Below are 15,367 nucleotides of genomic sequence, written 5' to 3'. Positions count from 1 at the left end.
GCGATGAAGCCGAACCTGTCGCTGGCCGCGAGGTCAGCCAAGCCGATCACCGATTGCGCGCAACCTCACTTGCATCCTAAGTTTCGCCCTTGATTGGCGAAAAGGATCTACGCGTCATGTGGTTTGCGATCTTCAAGGCTCTACTTTCCGGTGTAATCATCATGGCGATCTCTGAGATTGGCAAGCGAAGCTCCGCCTTTGCGGCCTTGGTCGCCTCCTTGCCGTTGATTTCGGTCATGGGAATGGTGTGGCTCTGGGGTGAGACCGGGGACCGCTCTCGCCTCGCTGACCACGCGGAAGCGACGTTCTGGTACGTCCTGCCGTCTTTGCCGATGTTTCTTTTGTTGCCGGCGCTGCTTCGTAGTGGGGTCAACTTCTGGTTGGCGCTCGCGTTGTCCTGTCTTCTGACCACGCTGCTTTATCTCATAATGGTTTGGGTGCTACCCCGGTTTGGTATCCGCTTTTGAAACGCAGGCGGCGTGTGAAGCATCTCGTGACAAATCGTCAATCGACAAAGGATGGGGTTTGTCGTTGAATCGAGAGATAAAGGGAAACCATGTAGGAAGATAGGTATGGCAGGCCACCACCACCACCATCACATAGATCCGAGCGCGGGTGATGCGAAGGTGTTCTGGGCGGTCGTTGTAAATTTGGGACTGACAGTGGCCCAAGTTATCGGCGGCCTGTTGTCCGGCAGCCTCGCGCTGATCGCGGATGCCATTCATAACCTGTCGGATGCACTGTCGCTCGTCATCGCATTCTTTGCGCGAAAGGTCGCGCGCCGTCCTGCTAACGAGAAGATGACCTATGGCTACGGTCGGGCGGAGATCGTGGCGGCCCTCGTCAACTACACGACGCTCATCCTGATTGGTCTTTATCTGGTTTATGAAGCCGTGTTGCGCTTCCTTGAGCCAACGGCGGTGGAAGGCTGGCTGGTGGTAGTCATTGCAGGCGTAGCGTTGGTGATCGATGCTGTTACCGCGCTGCTGACCTTTTCGCTTTCAAAGCATAGCGTCAATATGCGGGCTGCTTTCCTTCACAATGTGGCCGATGCCTTAGGTTCGATCGCTGTGATCGCCGCCGGAACTCTCATCTTGCTTTATGATTGGCGTCTGGTGGACCCGATAGTCACGCTGTTGATCGCCGGATACATCCTCTGGCAGTCCTTTACGGAAATTGGCGCTGTCATCCGCATCTTGATGCTGGGCAGTCCCCCTGAGATGGATACACAGCAAGTTCTAGCGGAAATCGCGGATGTTGAAGGCGTTGCCGGTGTCCATCATTTGCACTTTTGGCAGATGCAAGAACATGAGAATGCCGTCGACGCTCATCTCGTGATTGCTTCGGGGCAGTGGAGGAATGCGGATGCGGTGAAGGAGGCAGTGAGAGCAAAGCTGCGGGACAAGTTTGCCATTACGCACGCAACGCTTGAGACCGAATGCTCACTCCATGCATGCCCCGACCCGAGGAGCATAGGCCATCACGAGGACAACGTGCCGCAACGACGCATTGCCCACGATCATTAGTCACTGCGTACACGACCCCGCTGTTTTATATTCCTGATCGGAAGGAGCGGCATTGATGCAACTGACCGAAAAACAGAAAGGCGTCGTGCGTGGGGCCGGAATGGCGATGGTAATCACGTTGATTACTTTGATCGGCGTCCTTTTCTGGCAGCCGGATTTTCTGACGCCTAGCAACACGATGGCTGGGCGCCTTTCCTTTGCCTTGAAGGCTGACCTTTTTGTAGTGCTGCTTTTGGTCATATCCATTGGTCGGCTGGCAAGGCATCGGTTTCATGAGCCCGCGGATATCGATGGCGGGGGTATGAGTGTAGGGACGGCGCGCGCCAAATCGCTTCAGGCCATACTGCAGAACACCTTGGAACAAACGGTCCTGGCGATTACGCTTCACATTCTTTGGGCAGTGATCGCACCCGTTTCCTGGCTGGCGGCGATCCCGGTGGCCGTGGGGTTGTTTGTTGTCGGACGCCTGTTGTTTTTCAGCGGTTATGAATCGGGTGCTCCGGCGCGTGCGGTAGGGTTTGGCCTCACCTTCTACCCCAACGTCCTGCTGCTGATCATCCTTGCGCTCATCGCCTTGCGGATCGTCGGCTAAAGGTAACCGTCGAAGGTTTCGTGCCGTCCGGAAGATAATTTCTCTACTGAAGGCACCTATTTTGATAGAAGGTTGAATGCATACGATCTAAACACGCTCGAGTCGCCAGCAAAGGATTTCTGATAGTGCCCGCACGTAGTAACGGACTTCTTTTTGACGTGCTGGGCAAGATTCTAGGCGCGGTTCTATTGCTGTGTGTACCGGTGGGTCTGACGCTTTATTTCAAGGTTACGGGCGGAAACTACAGTACGGCCGAGGAACCTTTGGCACACGAAGCCGCAGTGGCGTTTGTCGTGTTTTGGGTCAGTATTCTTTCAGTGCTGTCATACCGTTGCTATCTGCGCAGCCAGGAAACTTTTCTGCGCTATCTTACACTGTCGCTTCTAGGAGGCACGATTACCTATGCCTTCCACGGTATTTTTACACGCTGGGCAGATACGAACGAAATACTATTCCTGGCCTATGGCCCCGCTGCCAGATTGGTTTTGGCCGGTCTATTCTTTGTCGGCCTTCTCAATTTTGGCCGCCGCGATCATCATCTGGCGACATGGCGCTATTGGACTATAGCAATAGGCCTTTTGCTATTGTTGCCAATATTGATGTCGGTCTTGCCATTCGAAAGCATGAATCTGAGAAAGACCATGTTTTCTCTAGAGATTTTTGCTTTCGTATTTTTCTGGGGTTCTGTAGTAATAATTCTATTCCAGAAAGCATATAGCCAGCTAATACTTATATTATCTCTATCTATAGTATTGTTTGCAAGTTCATCAGTGTCATTTTTATTCTCGGTAAAGCATTGGGATCATATTTTCTGGCTCTCTCATTTTATTTTTGGCGTCGGGTTGGTTTTTCTGAGTGTTTGTATTATTCGAAGCCGGTTGCGTGCGGAGGCATTCGACAGCGTTTTCACGGATGATTTTCTGCTATCGCGCCTGGCGGCTAGTGCGGAAAAATTCCGTAAGGTGCAAACGGTTTCGCCCGACGTATTCCTGTCATTGGATACGGATGGCAATATTTTGTCCGTAAGTGCGCGCTCCGAGAGCATCTGGGGGTATAAGGAAGAGGACCTGCTTGGGCGAAGCTGCTTCTTTTTGATACATCCGGATGATCATCAATCCACAATGGAAGCGATCCGGAAGGTGGCTGAGGGCGAGCCGCTGACCCAGTTCAACAACCGGAACATTCGCAGCGACGGCCAGATCAGAGACATGATTTGGTCTGCGATCTGGTCGGAGAGCGACCAGGAACTCGTGTGCATGGGCCGGGATGTTACCGATGGCATGCTGGCTGAGCGGTCACTGCAGAGAAGCTTGCGCTTGGAGGCCATTGGGCAACTGACCGGCGGTGTCGCGCACGATTTTAACAACCTTCTTCAGGTCATCAATGCGTCCCTCGATGCCCTGCAGGAATCCAAGCTCGACCAGCAGCAGCACAACAAAATTCTCGAGCAAGCGTTTGGCGCCGTTCATCGGGGGTCGGAGCTGATCGGTCAGTTGCTGACATACTCGCGGCAACAACCGCAGGCGCGTTCTGTCGTGGATCTTGTGTCGATCGTTGAAAACTCGCTACCGCTGTTACAAAGAACCTTGGGCGAGCAAGTGCAGGTTACCTTTGAAAGTCAGGTCAGCAATGCCTGGACTTTGGTGGACGCGTCGCAACTTGACAGCGCGATCATGAACTTGGCGATCAATGCGCGTGACGCGATGCCTGATGGCGGCCCATTGGCTTTCAAGGTTTACGAAAAGATCGTTGATGCGCAGCCCGGCGCTAAGAACAGCGAAAGTCCGACCATAGCCACTCAAAGCGACTTACCGAGTGGCCGATATTGCGTCTTGGAGGTGTCGGACAAGGGCGAGGGGATGGATTTGCAGACGCAAGAGAGAATCTTCGAACCTTTCTTTACTACAAAGGATGTAGGCAAGGGGTCAGGCCTGGGACTGTCCATGGTGTTTGGCTTCATGAGCCAATCGGAAGGGCGGGTGCTGGTCGACAGTACGCCCGGACAAGGCACCACGTTCTATCTCTATTTCAAAGCCGAACAGAAGGAGCCGCGGGAAGCAAAGAAATCACGGCCCGACGTCAAGATGGATGGCACCAATGTCGGCCGGGTTTTGATCGTCGAGGACAATGAGATGGTTAGCGCTGCGATCGTTAAGCAGATATCCAGCGCCGGCTATTCCGTTCAGACTGCATCCTCCGGCATCGACGCCTTGGCGATCCTGGAAAAAGATTCCGGTTTTGATCTTTTATTTACCGACGTGGTGATGCCGGGCGGCCTTGATGGAATTGCTTTGGCAGAGAAGGCAGAGCAATTGAACGCTGATATGAAAATCCTCCTGACCTCAGGATTTTCGAATACTTATGCAGATAAGCATCACTACAGCATGCTTCCCAAACCCTATCGCAAGAAAGATTTGATAGAGGCAATTCAGGCCTTGGTGCCCGGTGATTCCTGAAAGTTAGCTTAGCTGTCGAGTTGACAGCTTCGGTCCTGCCAGAACTCCAGTACCGAGAGGAATACAACCGTACCGCCCAGAACGAAGTGAAGCAGCCGCAAAGTGCCATCGTACTGCATAAGCAAGGGCGACAGGACCACCCATACGCCGCAGGCGAGCTTTAACAGTTCTTCCCAACGACGAAGCATCATCAATTGCAACATCACCATTACGGTTATGGTAATTCCCGCTAGTCCGGCGCTGATTGCTACTGATGGTGTAGCGGCGGATCCGGCGGCAAGTGGCGAGAGGACGATCAGGACACCGGCACTGACGGAGCACACATCTTCCCAGTCATGATGGTCGCTGATCCAGCTATGCTTGATCGATGAAAACATCGAACTCCCTCCCCATAGATGCTGTCGTTGCACCCGTTGCCCGCCAGGATTTTCGATGGCTTCTCTCGGTTCGCACTTGTCGAGCGTCCAGCAATAAATTGCATTTGAAGAAAATCTTAACAGCCTGCAAGATGGTATACAAGTAAGACCAGTTTCTAGAAACGCCTCTCGGTTCCGACCGGCGTACGCTGCGTATCAGCTTCCGAGATCACTTTGGAAAGACAAGCTTATGATAGGGTCACCTGACAGGGACGCGGCGGTTGCCGGGGTCGCCAAGGAGTATTATGCGGCCATGTTGGATGCCGATGGAGATCGGTTGAGAAACATTTTTCACCACATGGCCATTATCGTCGGGCATTTTGGTGGAGAGTTGGAACAGTCAACATTGGAGGCATTTATCGCCTCGACACCCGACGCCAGAACGGGTGAAGGCCCCTTTGAATGCAGGGTCGACAACATGGCTCTGGTGGGTGATATCGCTGTGATAACGCTGGGAGGTTACAGCTACGGCCACTGGTTCAGTGACCATCTTTCACTTGTGGAGATCGAAGGGCAGTGGCGCATCGTCAGCAAAACCTTCTTCTGCCATCCGGGAAAGGGCGGGGGGCGTTGAACGCCAAACCATCCCTCAATATCCGTTAGTAGCAGCGGGTGCGGGTACCCCATTGGATACGGCCGTCAGGCAGGAAACGATAGACTTCGTCCTGCTCGCAGACGCGTGCTCTTGGTGCCACGGCATAGCGAGGCGCGGACGGATATCGTGGTTGTGAAAGCAGGGCGCTGGCCAGAATCGAGCCGCCGATGATGGCGGCACCGATAATGATAGCATCGTCGTTGTACTTGTAATGCCCGTGTCCATGCCCGTGGTGGTAACCACGATGGTATTTGCCACCCGCCATCGCCGGAGTGGTAAGCGCCAGAACACTTAGGATGATCAGGGACACCGCGGTTCGGCTTTTCATGGTGAAGCGCTCCTGAAATCAGTGCCGGGGCGAATTATATCAAGCAATATGGTGTCTCACAAATGAAGTGTCATCGCTTTTGACGCGCGTCAGGTGGCAACATTCGTTGCGGCAGTTTGCGAGGGAGAGGGACAATTGGCAGCATCAAAATTCTATCGCTGGTCGGAAATAACGGGCTCGGAGAGCGATGCTATTGTGCGCAAGGAGATTGTCGGTATCGGCGCGTCGCTGAAGCACGTGGTCGTGCCCGCCGGGACACGCGCGGAACGCCATGAACACGCCTTCGAGCAATTCATTCAAGTGCTATCAGGGTCGGGAGTGCTGGAATGTGCGGCTGGGTCGACGCCGTTAAAGTCCGGGACCGTGATCCACTTGCCGCCGGGGTCATGGCACAGTGCGGTGTTCGAGACCGAGACGGTACTTGTTGAGGTCAATCTTGATCGCTAAACGAGGCGCCTGTGGTGTTGTCAGTCAAGGCCGACCTTTTGCTGCTCTTCCGTGAGGCATAGCAGGTCCGATTCTGCTGACATTGCCAATTTCGAACGACCGAGCGCTTCGCGGCTCATGTTCTTGGCAGCCGGCCCGAATTTTTCCGGATCGACCGCACAGAGTGTGGCCAAAGCTTTTTGAACCTTGACTGAAACCTCCAGGAGACCAGCACCGTCCCTGGAGATCCATCGGAAAGCGTCGCCCAGCAAGTCTTCGACCTGTAAGTCGGCAACATAAAGCTTATCGAATCTGATTTGTGGTTCCACCTCTTTGACGCGCTGTTGCCAATTTGCCAGGACCCGCACCAATGTGCTGACCACATCGATGGCCGTTCCGGGGTCGTTCACCGAAGGAGAGAGCGCCCGCGATGCTATCTCTGACAGAACCAGCAAGCCGAACCTCGGGTCTTCTTCAAAGGTTCTGGCATCACCGACGACAAAGGCGTTTCTAATCCTGGCGGCATCGGAATCCTCGACCGGGCTCTCGACGAGAACGACCGGGCGGTTCGGGGCGGCGTAACTGCCAGGACGCGCCACCAATAGCAGATTGAAGCCAAGCTTTTCCGCCATCTCGCCGAGCTGCGATCCGTTGATATGCTGGATGTAGCCGAAGGTCTCGAGACAGATTCCAGTGGCACTTTCAGGCACGTGCGTCAAAGCTTTACCGCCATAATAAGGGTCTCGGGCGGCCAAGGTGAAAGCCTTCGTTGCTGCGCGCTCCACCAGATCGACGGCCTCTCCGACGCCGCCCATTTTTGATAGGCGGTTGATCCAGGAGATCAGGGTGGCAATAACAATTGCAATAACCGCCAGGCTGATCGTGAAGATGATGAAACGGCCCGCATCGCTGTAATAGCCGGTCGACAAACCGACAATTCCCAGGACACTAAAAATAAATGCCCCTATGAAGGTTGATATAGCCGTTTGGGCCGTTCGGTCTTCCGTCAGGAGCACACGAACCCGAGGCGTCGCCGAACTGGCCGAGGCTTGTAACGCGGAAACCATGGTGCCGAGAGAGAAAATCGCAACGGCGAGCATGCTGGAAGCCAAGATTCCGAGTATCTTCTCCACGGCATTCGGCTCGATGAGCGTCTCCAGGGCGAAAGGCACGATTGGTTCGACTATGGGCGCCAAGGAAAGGATCAAAATGGTTCCTGCTGCATAGGCGGCAGGGGGGAACCACATCGAGCGATAAGCGCGCATCAGATGGATGTAGAGTTTCTCTATAGACAAGGGGCGACGGGCCTTCTGTTTTCTCGATTTACCTGACGAACTCCATCTCCTTCAGTCTGCATGAAGTCACGGCCAGCTGCCAGCGCACTCATAGGGGGTGCATCCAAGGGACGTCCAGACATCTTCATGTCGATGGCTTGGTGAGGACCAAGGTAACGTTGGCTATGTACTTCCAGGGCCAGGCGCCGCCGATGCGCGGCTTCCAGTTTATTTTCATCCGCTCGGCGTAGAAGGCGGGTGTCAGCGCATAGCTAGGCTGGAGACCATGACGCCTTGCCAATGCCGCCAGCTCGGCAGTGGTCTTGTAGTTTGTTAGGGTGTTGAGGTAGTGGGTGAGATTGCGGCTTTCGTCCTGCAGTGAGCCCGGTCCTTTATGGGCCTTGCCCAGTCGAAGGTGCCCCGCCCAGCGAACATAGCGCTCCAGCCAGACCTTGTTGGCAATCCGGTGTGCCAGCGGCAGGTTCAGATGAAACTCGAACAGGACCTCGCGAGCGGGAAACACATGCAATCCAAAGCCGCCGGGCTTGAGTACCCGAAAGTGATTGGCGAAAAAGTGGTCGTGATCGCTGACGTGCTCCAGCACCTGGTTCGACACCACGACTTCAAACTGCTCGAAGGGCCAGTCGGATGTTTGCTCAAGCAATTTCAATCGGGCCGGGTCTGCAGCCAGGTCGGGCAATCGCGCGTGGCAGCGTTCGAAGAACGCGGCATCTTGCAATCCAAAATTCTTCACGTCGAAACCGTACACGTCGTACCCCGCCCGATGGAGCAGCGAGAGGAGTTGCCCATCACCACAGCCGGCCTCAAGGATCCGCGCTGGCGCGGGACGCAGGTACTGTAGAGTTCTGATCATATGGTTTACAGCCGTCGACATGCGCCAACCTTATAGCAGACATCGCCAGCGGCAATCGTCTCTACCATCGTAATCGATGGGGCCTTTGGAGAGGACATCTTCAGTTTTGATGATATGATCGCGACTATTCCGTCGATCCGGCAGAACTCGATCATTACCGATGGTCAGAGGAGAAGAGCGATGTTCGACAAGGACCGTTTTATCGAATCCTGTAAAGCCGCCGTACCGGAAGGGCAAAAAGCCATGCGAGAGGTCGTGGCCGCAGCGGTATGTGACCCGGCCAGCATTATCAAGTCTTTGGGTGAGCCTCAATCGGCTGGACTGACACCGCTCTACCGAAGCAGCGATTTGACCATCCTCCAATTCGTATGGTCGCCGCGGATGAGTATTTTCCCGCATAACCACGAGATGTACTCGATAGTGGGGCTCTACGTGGGAAGAGAGGACAATCTGTTCTGGCGGCGTCACGGCGCGGGGATCGAAGCAGCGGGTGCAAAGTCGCTGGGCCCCGGCGAGGTTGCAACCTTGGGGCCCGACATTATCCACTCGGTAACGAACCCTATCGGCAAGCGTTCCTGCGCGTTGCATGTTTATGGCGGAGATTTTTTCGACCCGCCGCAGCCGCGCAAGGAATGGGATCACGAGACCCTGGAAGAGAAGCCTTGGAGTTTAGATCACGCCAAGGCGCTGTTTCGGGAGGCCGATGCACGCCATGCCTTGGCTGAAGGAATCTAGGTGGGTCGATAACGATCCCCTTTCTAGAGCACAGGCTGGAACAATGCATCGATGATCGGGCATTGAGGCACTGAATCGCCATCGCATTGGGCCGAGACACTGGCCAGCGTCTTTTCAAGCCGCTTTAAGTCGGCAATTCTTGCGCGCACCGATCGGAGGTGCGCGAGGGTCAGTTGCTTCACTTCTGCACAGGTGTAATCCCCCCCGTCGACCAACCCCAATAGGTCACGAAGATCGGCGATGCTAAACCCCAGTTCTCTGGCGCGAAGGATGAACTGCAAGCGTGCCCGGTCAGCAGGGGCGTACTGCCGATAGCCCGCAACGGTTCGCTTCGGATCGGGCATGAGGCCGATCTTTTCGTAGAAGCGGATCGTTTCAATGTTACAGCCAGTCTCGGCGGCGAGTTTTCCCCTAGTGAGTATGCGTTCCATCCATTTCTCCAGCCGCAACTTTCCGGTTATCATTGTATTAAATACAGGCTTGTCCGACCACTCTATCCTTTCGCGTGTAGTGTTTGGACATAGCGGCTCGGTACATTTAATTGACAAGCGCTGGAAGTGGCGTAGATTTTGAATTGACGGGGGATCGCGATCTCCCCCGTGGAAGCCGTCTCTATCGTCTGTATTGTCCCGGATAGACGAAGGCCTTCAAGAGGCGAGGTGCCCAAGTATCGCGTTCGTTCCTTTTGTATTTGGGGAGAACGCAGCATGCCGTCTCAACTTTCTATTCCATGTGAAACTCTGTTCGCAATGATCGGCCGTCCCGATTGCCCACGTGTGATCGACGTTCGGATCGATGAAGACTTCGAAGGCGACCCTCGTTTGATCCCGGGCTCGAGAAGGCGGCCATTTCAATCCGTTTCAGATTGGGGCGTCGAGTTCCAGGGCCAGTCGGTCGTGATCGTTTGCCAGAAGGGGCAAAAGCTGAGCCAGGGAACCGCAGCCTGGCTACGCGTGCGCGGCGTTGATGCGGTTGCTCTAGAAGGTGGAGCGCTCGCTTGGGCTTCACTTGGATTGCCGATGGTTCCACACGCGATGCTACCGCCCCATAACAATGGCAGTCCGACCGTTTGGGTCACCCGGGCCCGTCCAAAGGTTGATCGGATTGCCTGTCCGTGGCTGCTTCGTCGGTTTGTAGACCCGGATGCAGTTTTCCTGTTCGTGCCGTCCGAGGATGTGTTGGCGGTTGCAGACAGGTTCCATGCCACGCCCTTTGATATCGAAGGCGATGACCTTCTTTGGACCCACAAAGGCGCTTCCTGCACCTTCGATGCGATGTTGGCCGGTTTCGCACTGCAAATCCCGGCATTGGATAGTCTCGCCGTGATCGTCCGGGGCGCGGACACGGGTAGACCCGATCTGGCACCCGAAGCTGCCGGCCTATTAGCCCTCTCACTCGGTTTGTCTCGGCTCTATCAGGATGATCTTGAGCAACTGGAAGCTGGATTGAAGCTGTACGACGCCCTATTCCGCTGGTGCCAGGAGGCGATGGAAGAATCTCATGGGTGGCCCAGTGCCAGTCGGAGTCGCTGATATGCAGAATTCATTGGAGGTTCACGGGATCACATTTTCCCAGGCGCTGCGGGTATGGGTGCGTGTTGCATTGCTGAGTTTTGGCGGCCCGGCGGGGCAAATCGGCGCGATGCACCGTATTCTGGTCGAAGAAAAGCGTTGGGTGGGCGAGGCCCGGTTTTTGCATGCGCTCAACTATTGCATGTTGCTACCGGGCCCCGAGGCCCAGCAGCTTGCTGTTTACCTGGGCTGGCTGCTGCACAAGACCCGTGGGGGGCTTGTCGCAGGCACGCTTTTTGTGCTGCCGGGGTTCCTGTCGATTCTGGCCTTGAGTTACCTCTATGTCCTGGTCGGCGATCTCGCTGTGATTGCCGGCTTGTTCTTTGGGTTGAAGGCGGCAGTGCTGGCCATTGTCATCCAAGCGGTAATACGAATCGGCAGGCGATCCCTCAGCAGCGCCGCCTCGGTTTGGCTTGCTGCTGCCGCGTTTGTCGCAATCTTCTTCTACGATGTTCCTTTTCCGATCATCATTCTGGTGGCGGCCGCGATTGGTTTCCTTGGCACACGGGCGGGACTCGCTTGGTTCCGCCCGGGCAAGGGGCATGGTGAGAACGGCAAGGGAGCCCTGGCGGAAGCCGATTCAGCGTTGGGGGAGGGGACACCAGCTCACGCGAGACCCAGCCTTTCCTGGTCAATGAAAGTAGCGTCGATCTTTCTGTTGTTGTGGCTTGCTCCAGTCTTGTGGCTGAACATTCAATGGGGAGAGTCCAATGTTTTCAGTCAAATATCGGTCTTTTTCAGCCAACTCGCCGTTCTGACTTTCGGCGGTGCCTATGCTGTGCTGGCATACGTGGCCCAGGAAGCGGTTCAGCATCATGGCTGGCTGGCTCCTGGTGAAATGCTGGATGGTCTGGGTATGGCGGAGACCACGCCCGGCCCCTTGATACAGGTCGTTCAGTTCGTCGGCTTTCTTGCAGCCAACCGGAACGCAGGCACGCTGGATCCGCTGCTGGCCGGCTTACTGGGGGCGATTTTGACGACCTGGGTCACATTCGTGCCCTGCTTTCTTTGGATATTCCTGGGGGCTCCCTTCATCGAGTCGCTCCGCGAAAATCGTGCCCTGTCCGGCGGTCTTTCGGCGATTACCGCTGCCGTGACCGGCGTGATACTCAACCTATCGATTTGGTTTGCGCTTCACTTGGTCTTCACATCGGTTCGTCCTTGGTCGGGCATGGGTATTTCACTGGATTTACCAGTCTGGAGTTCGCTCGATTCAGCAGCTTTGGTGCTGGTGCTCTGTGCGGTAGGGCTGGTATTTCGCTTGAAAGCAGGCATGTTCACTACCTTGGCCTTCTGTTCGCTCGCCGGCGTGATCTGGAAGGCTGTAGTCATCGGCCTGTGAAGGACAGTTCTATCAGCAGGCTTCAGATCGGGAGTTGTCGTATACTTGTTTATGAATTTTTAAATAATGCCTACTATTCTTCGTTGTGACGAAGTTAAAAATTTTTGAAAGAACAAAGGTTTGTCAAAAATTCTAAATGTAGGAGATAAAGTTTATATCATTACCCGCAGGCACTTTCCGCAAGAAGTGCGCCGCCATTTCATTGGCGAGGTGCAATCCGTGCAGGACACTGCTATTCGCGCCAGCGGATACACTTTCATTTTCGACGAGAGCCGCAACACATTCGTTCGCAAGCCGGAACTACGGGTACGCGTCTTCGGCACCACCGATTCCGGTTTGATCGTTAATATCATCTCCAACGCGGCAGACTTGGAAGCCGTCTCCTACCACGCTAATGAGAAGGGCAACGTGGTTTGCACGGACGGCAAATACTTCTCCCTGGATGTAAATGAGTTTACGTCCTCTCGATGAAATCGCTCCCCATTCTTTGCCGAGAGAATTTCACGAACAAGGCGAACAACAATCGGCAAGCTCGTCTATCGAGTGTAAGATTGCTTGCATAGCGTCGAGTGCTACATCGATAATGGGGACAAGGGAGAATTGAGGCAGTGCGATCTTTTTGGGTCAATCCGCAGATGGCGAGGGACGTTGCCACGTGATTGAAGGGCTGGGCATCAAGATGCGGCTCTTCCTGGTTGCGGTCGCCGCCAGCTTTCCCTTGATGGTCTTGTTAGTTTTTGGGGCCGCCCAACGAGTCAGCGAAGATTACGACGTAGCACAGCGGATGGCCTTGAATCATGCCGGGAACGTCGGTGCGTTGATCGATGATTATCTGGAGAATCTGATCACGGTCATGAATGTCGTGGGCCATTCCGTTTCATTCGATGCCACGGATATCAACAAGAACGAGCGACTATTCTTCCGGGTAAAGCGTGATCTTCCCGCCTATGTAAACAATATAAAGCTGAATGCGCCGGATGGAGCGCCTTTGGGGTCTTCTTCCGGCTTCGAGATCGATGTCGGTGATCGGGACTACCTCGTCAATGCAGTGGATGCCAAGTCCATAGGATTCGGCGAGCCGAAGATCTCCCGCTCGACGGGCGAATGGACGCTGACTGTCGGAATGGCGCTGTTGGATTCTATGGGCGACGTTCGAGGGGTGTTGTCCATCTCGACCCGGTTGAAGGAACTCAACAGTCTGGTGGCTTTGAGTGGGGTTCCTCGCTCTGCGCTGGTCACGGTGTTGGATCAGCATGGTCACGTCGTGACCCGAAATCACGATCCGGAGGACTGGATCAGCAGAGATCTGTCGCATTTGCCGGGCGTAATCCGTGCCATACAAAGAGTTTCCGGGATTACCGACGGCCCTTCGGCCGATGGTATTCAACGGCTTGGCGCCTACAGCCCGATGCGTGCTGCACCTTGGGTGGTTTACGTTGGAATTCCCAACAACGTTGCTTTCGCCGATGCCAACAGCGAAGTGTGGCGCGGGGCAATTGCTTTCTTGGCCTCAATACTAATCGGCACGGTGGCGGCGCTGTTCTTCAGCCGCATGATCTCGCGCCCGTTGCGAGACCTGGCGCAAGATGCACGAAATTTTGGCCTGAATGACCTCAAGCAGCGGTCTAGGGTTAGGCAAGGCGGAGAAATTGGGGAATTGGCAACGGCGTTCAACCAGATGGCTGAGCGCTTATCCGACCGCGAACAGCGTAACGCCATGGTTGAGCAGGCCTCGCCGGTCGTAATTTGGGACCGCAACGTTCAGACAGGCGAGGAAGTGTGGAGCGCCGGCATCACCTTGATTTTCGGTTACCAGATGGAAGAGGTGGGGAAGGCGGCAACTTGGTACCGGGAGCTGATCCACCCGGCTGACCTTCCAGCGTACGAACAGAGCCTGGAAGCGTTTTTGAGCGGCCCGTTGCGGCGCAGGGAGTTCTTTTACCGTTTGCGCCGTGCGGATCAGACTTATGCTCATGTCGAGGATACAGTCGTGGTGGCGCGCGATGACCGCGGCAACCCGTCCCGACTAGTCGCGACGGTTCGGGACATCAGTGATCGGGTCACGGCGGAAGCGCAGCTCCGTCAAGCGCAGAAACTAGAGGCTGTTGGCCAACTTACCGGCGGCGTCGCCCATGATTTCAACAACCTTTTGCAAGTAGTCAGTTCCTCTTTGGATATCCTGGATTCACCAGATTTGCCCGAGGAAGAACGCACTGAAATGATCCAACAGGCTCTGGAAGCCGTCTCGCACGGTTCTGACCTGACCCGGCAGCTCTTGGCTTTCTCCAGGCAGCAACCACTGCAGCCTTCCGTCGTGGAACTTGATACCTTCGTTGCAAAGCTCCTGCCTTTGTTAAAAAGGACGCTGGGCGAAAGAATCGAGATCACGTTCTCGGCCATGCCGAATGAGCATACCTTTATCAACGTCGACCGGGCACAGCTTGATAGCGCAGTCATGAATTTGGCGCTCAATGCACGGGACGCCATGCCCAACGGCGGGCATCTCGCGTTCAGCGTAAAGTTTAAACAAATCGAAGAAGATGAAGAGAGCAGCATCGATGGCTCGCTGTACGCCATGGAGGGCCTCGAGCACGGCGCTTACTGTGTGTTGGAGGTCTCCGACGATGGTGAGGGCATGTCGGAGGAAACGCAGGCTCGTATCTTCGAACCCTTCTTCACCACCAAAGGATTGGGAAAGGGTTCAGGCCTGGGGCTGCCAATGGTTTTTGGTTTCATGGCCCAGTCGAATGGGAAAATTACGGTCTATAGCGAACCCGGTCGGGGTTCGACGTTCCGGCTTTACTTCAAGGCGCATGAGGCCCCGGCTGTTGCGACGGCGGATGATAATCTGGAGATTCCCGTGCCAACCGCAAATGGTGTGCGGCTTCTTGTGGTCGAAGACAATGATATGGTGCGCAGCACTGTAAAGCGTCAGTTTGAATCCTTGGGGTATGCTGTTGTTGAGGTGGGCAACGGCGCGGAAGCTCTAGATGTATTGAAGAACGATCAGGATTTTTCGCTGATATTCAGTGACGTTGTGATGCCTGGAAAAGTGGATGGCGTGGCCTTGGCCGATTCCGTCCAGCAGAATTATCCGCATATAAAAATTCTACTTACCTCGGGGTTCCCGAATTCAGAACGTCCGAACCACAGCTATTCTCTATTATCCAAGCCCTATAGGCGCCGTGAACTGGCAAAGGCAGTCCACGACACCATAAAGGGATGAATCCGA

Annotated in this window: 16 protein-coding genes; 11 read left to right on the top strand and 5 right to left on the bottom strand. The window is 54.9% G+C overall.

Annotated elements, in window-relative coordinates:
- The first annotated feature begins 116 nt into the window (after positions 1-116).
- The 4 genes from ABIE63_RS07845 to ABIE63_RS07830 all read left to right on the top strand — a co-directional run bounded on the left by ABIE63_RS07845 (position 117) and on the right by ABIE63_RS07830 (position 4,574).
- Positions 117-467, top strand: a complete 351-nt coding sequence (locus ABIE63_RS07845; protein ID WP_183415813.1) for a DUF3147 family protein — start codon at positions 117-119, stop codon at positions 465-467.
- Positions 468-572: 105 nt separating this feature from the next.
- Positions 573-1,526, top strand: a complete 954-nt coding sequence (locus tag ABIE63_RS07840; RefSeq protein ID WP_354503883.1) for a cation diffusion facilitator family transporter — start codon at positions 573-575, stop codon at positions 1,524-1,526.
- Between the two features lie 55 nt (positions 1,527-1,581).
- Positions 1,582-2,118: an MAPEG family protein gene (locus tag ABIE63_RS07835; protein WP_354503882.1), complete on the top strand. Its 537-nt coding sequence runs from the start codon at positions 1,582-1,584 to the stop codon at positions 2,116-2,118.
- A 125-nt stretch (positions 2,119-2,243) separates the two neighbouring features.
- Positions 2,244-4,574 (top strand): PAS domain S-box protein, encoded by a 2,331-nt coding sequence (locus tag ABIE63_RS07830; RefSeq protein ID WP_354503881.1) that lies wholly within the window; start codon positions 2,244-2,246, stop codon positions 4,572-4,574.
- A gap of 8 nt (positions 4,575-4,582) precedes the next feature.
- On the opposite strand, the gene ABIE63_RS07825 is transcribed toward ABIE63_RS07830, so the two are convergent.
- Positions 4,583-4,951: a hypothetical protein gene (locus tag ABIE63_RS07825; protein ID WP_354503880.1), complete on the bottom strand. Its 369-nt coding sequence runs from the start codon at positions 4,949-4,951 to the stop codon at positions 4,583-4,585.
- A gap of 229 nt (positions 4,952-5,180) precedes the next feature.
- Between ABIE63_RS07825 and ABIE63_RS07820 the strand changes: the two genes are divergently transcribed.
- Complete coding sequence (locus ABIE63_RS07820) at positions 5,181-5,564, top strand: nuclear transport factor 2 family protein (RefSeq protein WP_354503879.1); 384 nt, start codon at positions 5,181-5,183, stop codon at positions 5,562-5,564.
- A gap of 25 nt (positions 5,565-5,589) precedes the next feature.
- Here ABIE63_RS07820 and ABIE63_RS07815 read toward each other — a convergent pair whose 3' ends face one another.
- A complete protein-coding gene (locus tag ABIE63_RS07815; RefSeq protein ID WP_354503878.1) occupies positions 5,590-5,913 on the bottom strand; it encodes a hypothetical protein in 324 nt (107 codons plus the stop codon).
- A gap of 135 nt (positions 5,914-6,048) precedes the next feature.
- Between ABIE63_RS07815 and ABIE63_RS07810 the strand changes: the two genes are divergently transcribed.
- Positions 6,049-6,360: a cupin domain-containing protein gene (locus ABIE63_RS07810; RefSeq protein WP_354503877.1), complete on the top strand. Its 312-nt coding sequence runs from the start codon at positions 6,049-6,051 to the stop codon at positions 6,358-6,360.
- A gap of 20 nt (positions 6,361-6,380) precedes the next feature.
- Here ABIE63_RS07810 and ABIE63_RS07805 read toward each other — a convergent pair whose 3' ends face one another.
- Both ABIE63_RS07805 and ABIE63_RS07800 read right to left on the bottom strand, forming a co-directional pair.
- Positions 6,381-7,634 carry a DUF2254 domain-containing protein gene (locus ABIE63_RS07805; protein ID WP_354503876.1) on the bottom strand — a complete coding sequence of 418 codons (1,254 nt, stop codon included), beginning with the start codon at positions 7,632-7,634 and terminating at the stop codon, positions 6,381-6,383.
- Positions 7,635-7,758: 124 nt separating this feature from the next.
- On the bottom strand, positions 7,759-8,487 hold the full coding sequence (locus ABIE63_RS07800; RefSeq protein WP_354503875.1) for a methyltransferase domain-containing protein: 729 nt from the start codon (positions 8,485-8,487) through the stop codon (positions 7,759-7,761).
- 180 nt (positions 8,488-8,667) lie between these two features.
- On the opposite strand from ABIE63_RS07800, the gene ABIE63_RS07795 reads away from it, so the two are divergent.
- Entirely contained in the window at positions 8,668-9,222 is a 555-nt protein-coding gene (locus ABIE63_RS07795; RefSeq protein ID WP_354503874.1) for a hypothetical protein, read from the top strand.
- 23 nt (positions 9,223-9,245) lie between these two features.
- On the opposite strand, the gene ABIE63_RS07790 is transcribed toward ABIE63_RS07795, so the two are convergent.
- Complete coding sequence (locus ABIE63_RS07790) at positions 9,246-9,653, bottom strand: helix-turn-helix domain-containing protein (protein ID WP_183415802.1); 408 nt, start codon at positions 9,651-9,653, stop codon at positions 9,246-9,248.
- A gap of 276 nt (positions 9,654-9,929) precedes the next feature.
- Here ABIE63_RS07790 and ABIE63_RS07785 point away from each other — a divergent pair, with 276 nt between their 5' ends.
- The 4 genes from ABIE63_RS07785 (at position 9,930) to ABIE63_RS07770 (ending at position 15,361) form a co-directional block, all read left to right on the top strand.
- Positions 9,930-10,754: a chromate resistance protein ChrB domain-containing protein gene (locus tag ABIE63_RS07785; RefSeq protein ID WP_354503873.1), complete on the top strand. Its 825-nt coding sequence runs from the start codon at positions 9,930-9,932 to the stop codon at positions 10,752-10,754.
- A 1-nt stretch (position 10,755) separates the two neighbouring features.
- Complete coding sequence (gene chrA, locus ABIE63_RS07780) at positions 10,756-12,135, top strand: chromate efflux transporter (protein ID WP_354503872.1); 1,380 nt, start codon at positions 10,756-10,758, stop codon at positions 12,133-12,135.
- Between the two features lie 219 nt (positions 12,136-12,354).
- On the top strand, positions 12,355-12,606 hold the full coding sequence (locus ABIE63_RS07775; RefSeq protein ID WP_354503870.1) for a hypothetical protein: 252 nt from the start codon (positions 12,355-12,357) through the stop codon (positions 12,604-12,606).
- Between the two features lie 148 nt (positions 12,607-12,754).
- A complete protein-coding gene (locus ABIE63_RS07770) occupies positions 12,755-15,361 on the top strand; it encodes an ATP-binding protein (RefSeq protein WP_354503868.1) in 2,607 nt (868 codons plus the stop codon).
- Positions 15,362-15,367: the final 6 nt, after the last annotated feature.

The sequence above is a fragment of the Limibacillus sp. MBR-115 genome, from assembly GCF_040549425.1.
Lineage (GTDB): Bacteria > Pseudomonadota > Alphaproteobacteria > Kiloniellales > CECT-8803 > Limibacillus > Limibacillus halophilus.
The sequence above is the reverse complement of the archived record's forward strand: the minus strand, read 5'-3'. Positions and strand labels throughout refer to the sequence as shown.

Coding starts and splice junctions, on each gene's coding strand:
- ABIE63_RS07800 (WP_354503875.1), bottom strand. CDS start 8,487: ATGATCAGAACTCTACAGTACCTGCGTCCCGCGCCAGCGCGGATCCTT.
- ABIE63_RS07845 (WP_183415813.1), top strand. CDS start 117: ATGTGGTTTGCGATCTTCAAGGCTCTACTTTCCGGTGTAATCATCATG.
- ABIE63_RS07835 (WP_354503882.1), top strand. CDS start 1,582: ATGCAACTGACCGAAAAACAGAAAGGCGTCGTGCGTGGGGCCGGAATG.
- ABIE63_RS07785 (WP_354503873.1), top strand. CDS start 9,930: ATGCCGTCTCAACTTTCTATTCCATGTGAAACTCTGTTCGCAATGATC.
- ABIE63_RS07815 (WP_354503878.1), bottom strand. CDS start 5,913: ATGAAAAGCCGAACCGCGGTGTCCCTGATCATCCTAAGTGTTCTGGCG.
- ABIE63_RS07820 (WP_354503879.1), top strand. CDS start 5,181: ATGATAGGGTCACCTGACAGGGACGCGGCGGTTGCCGGGGTCGCCAAG.
- ABIE63_RS07840 (WP_354503883.1), top strand. CDS start 573: ATGGCAGGCCACCACCACCACCATCACATAGATCCGAGCGCGGGTGAT.
- ABIE63_RS07790 (WP_183415802.1), bottom strand. CDS start 9,653: ATGGAACGCATACTCACTAGGGGAAAACTCGCCGCCGAGACTGGCTGT.
- ABIE63_RS07825 (WP_354503880.1), bottom strand. CDS start 4,951: ATGTTTTCATCGATCAAGCATAGCTGGATCAGCGACCATCATGACTGG.
- chrA (WP_354503872.1), top strand. CDS start 10,756: ATGCAGAATTCATTGGAGGTTCACGGGATCACATTTTCCCAGGCGCTG.
- ABIE63_RS07795 (WP_354503874.1), top strand. CDS start 8,668: ATGTTCGACAAGGACCGTTTTATCGAATCCTGTAAAGCCGCCGTACCG.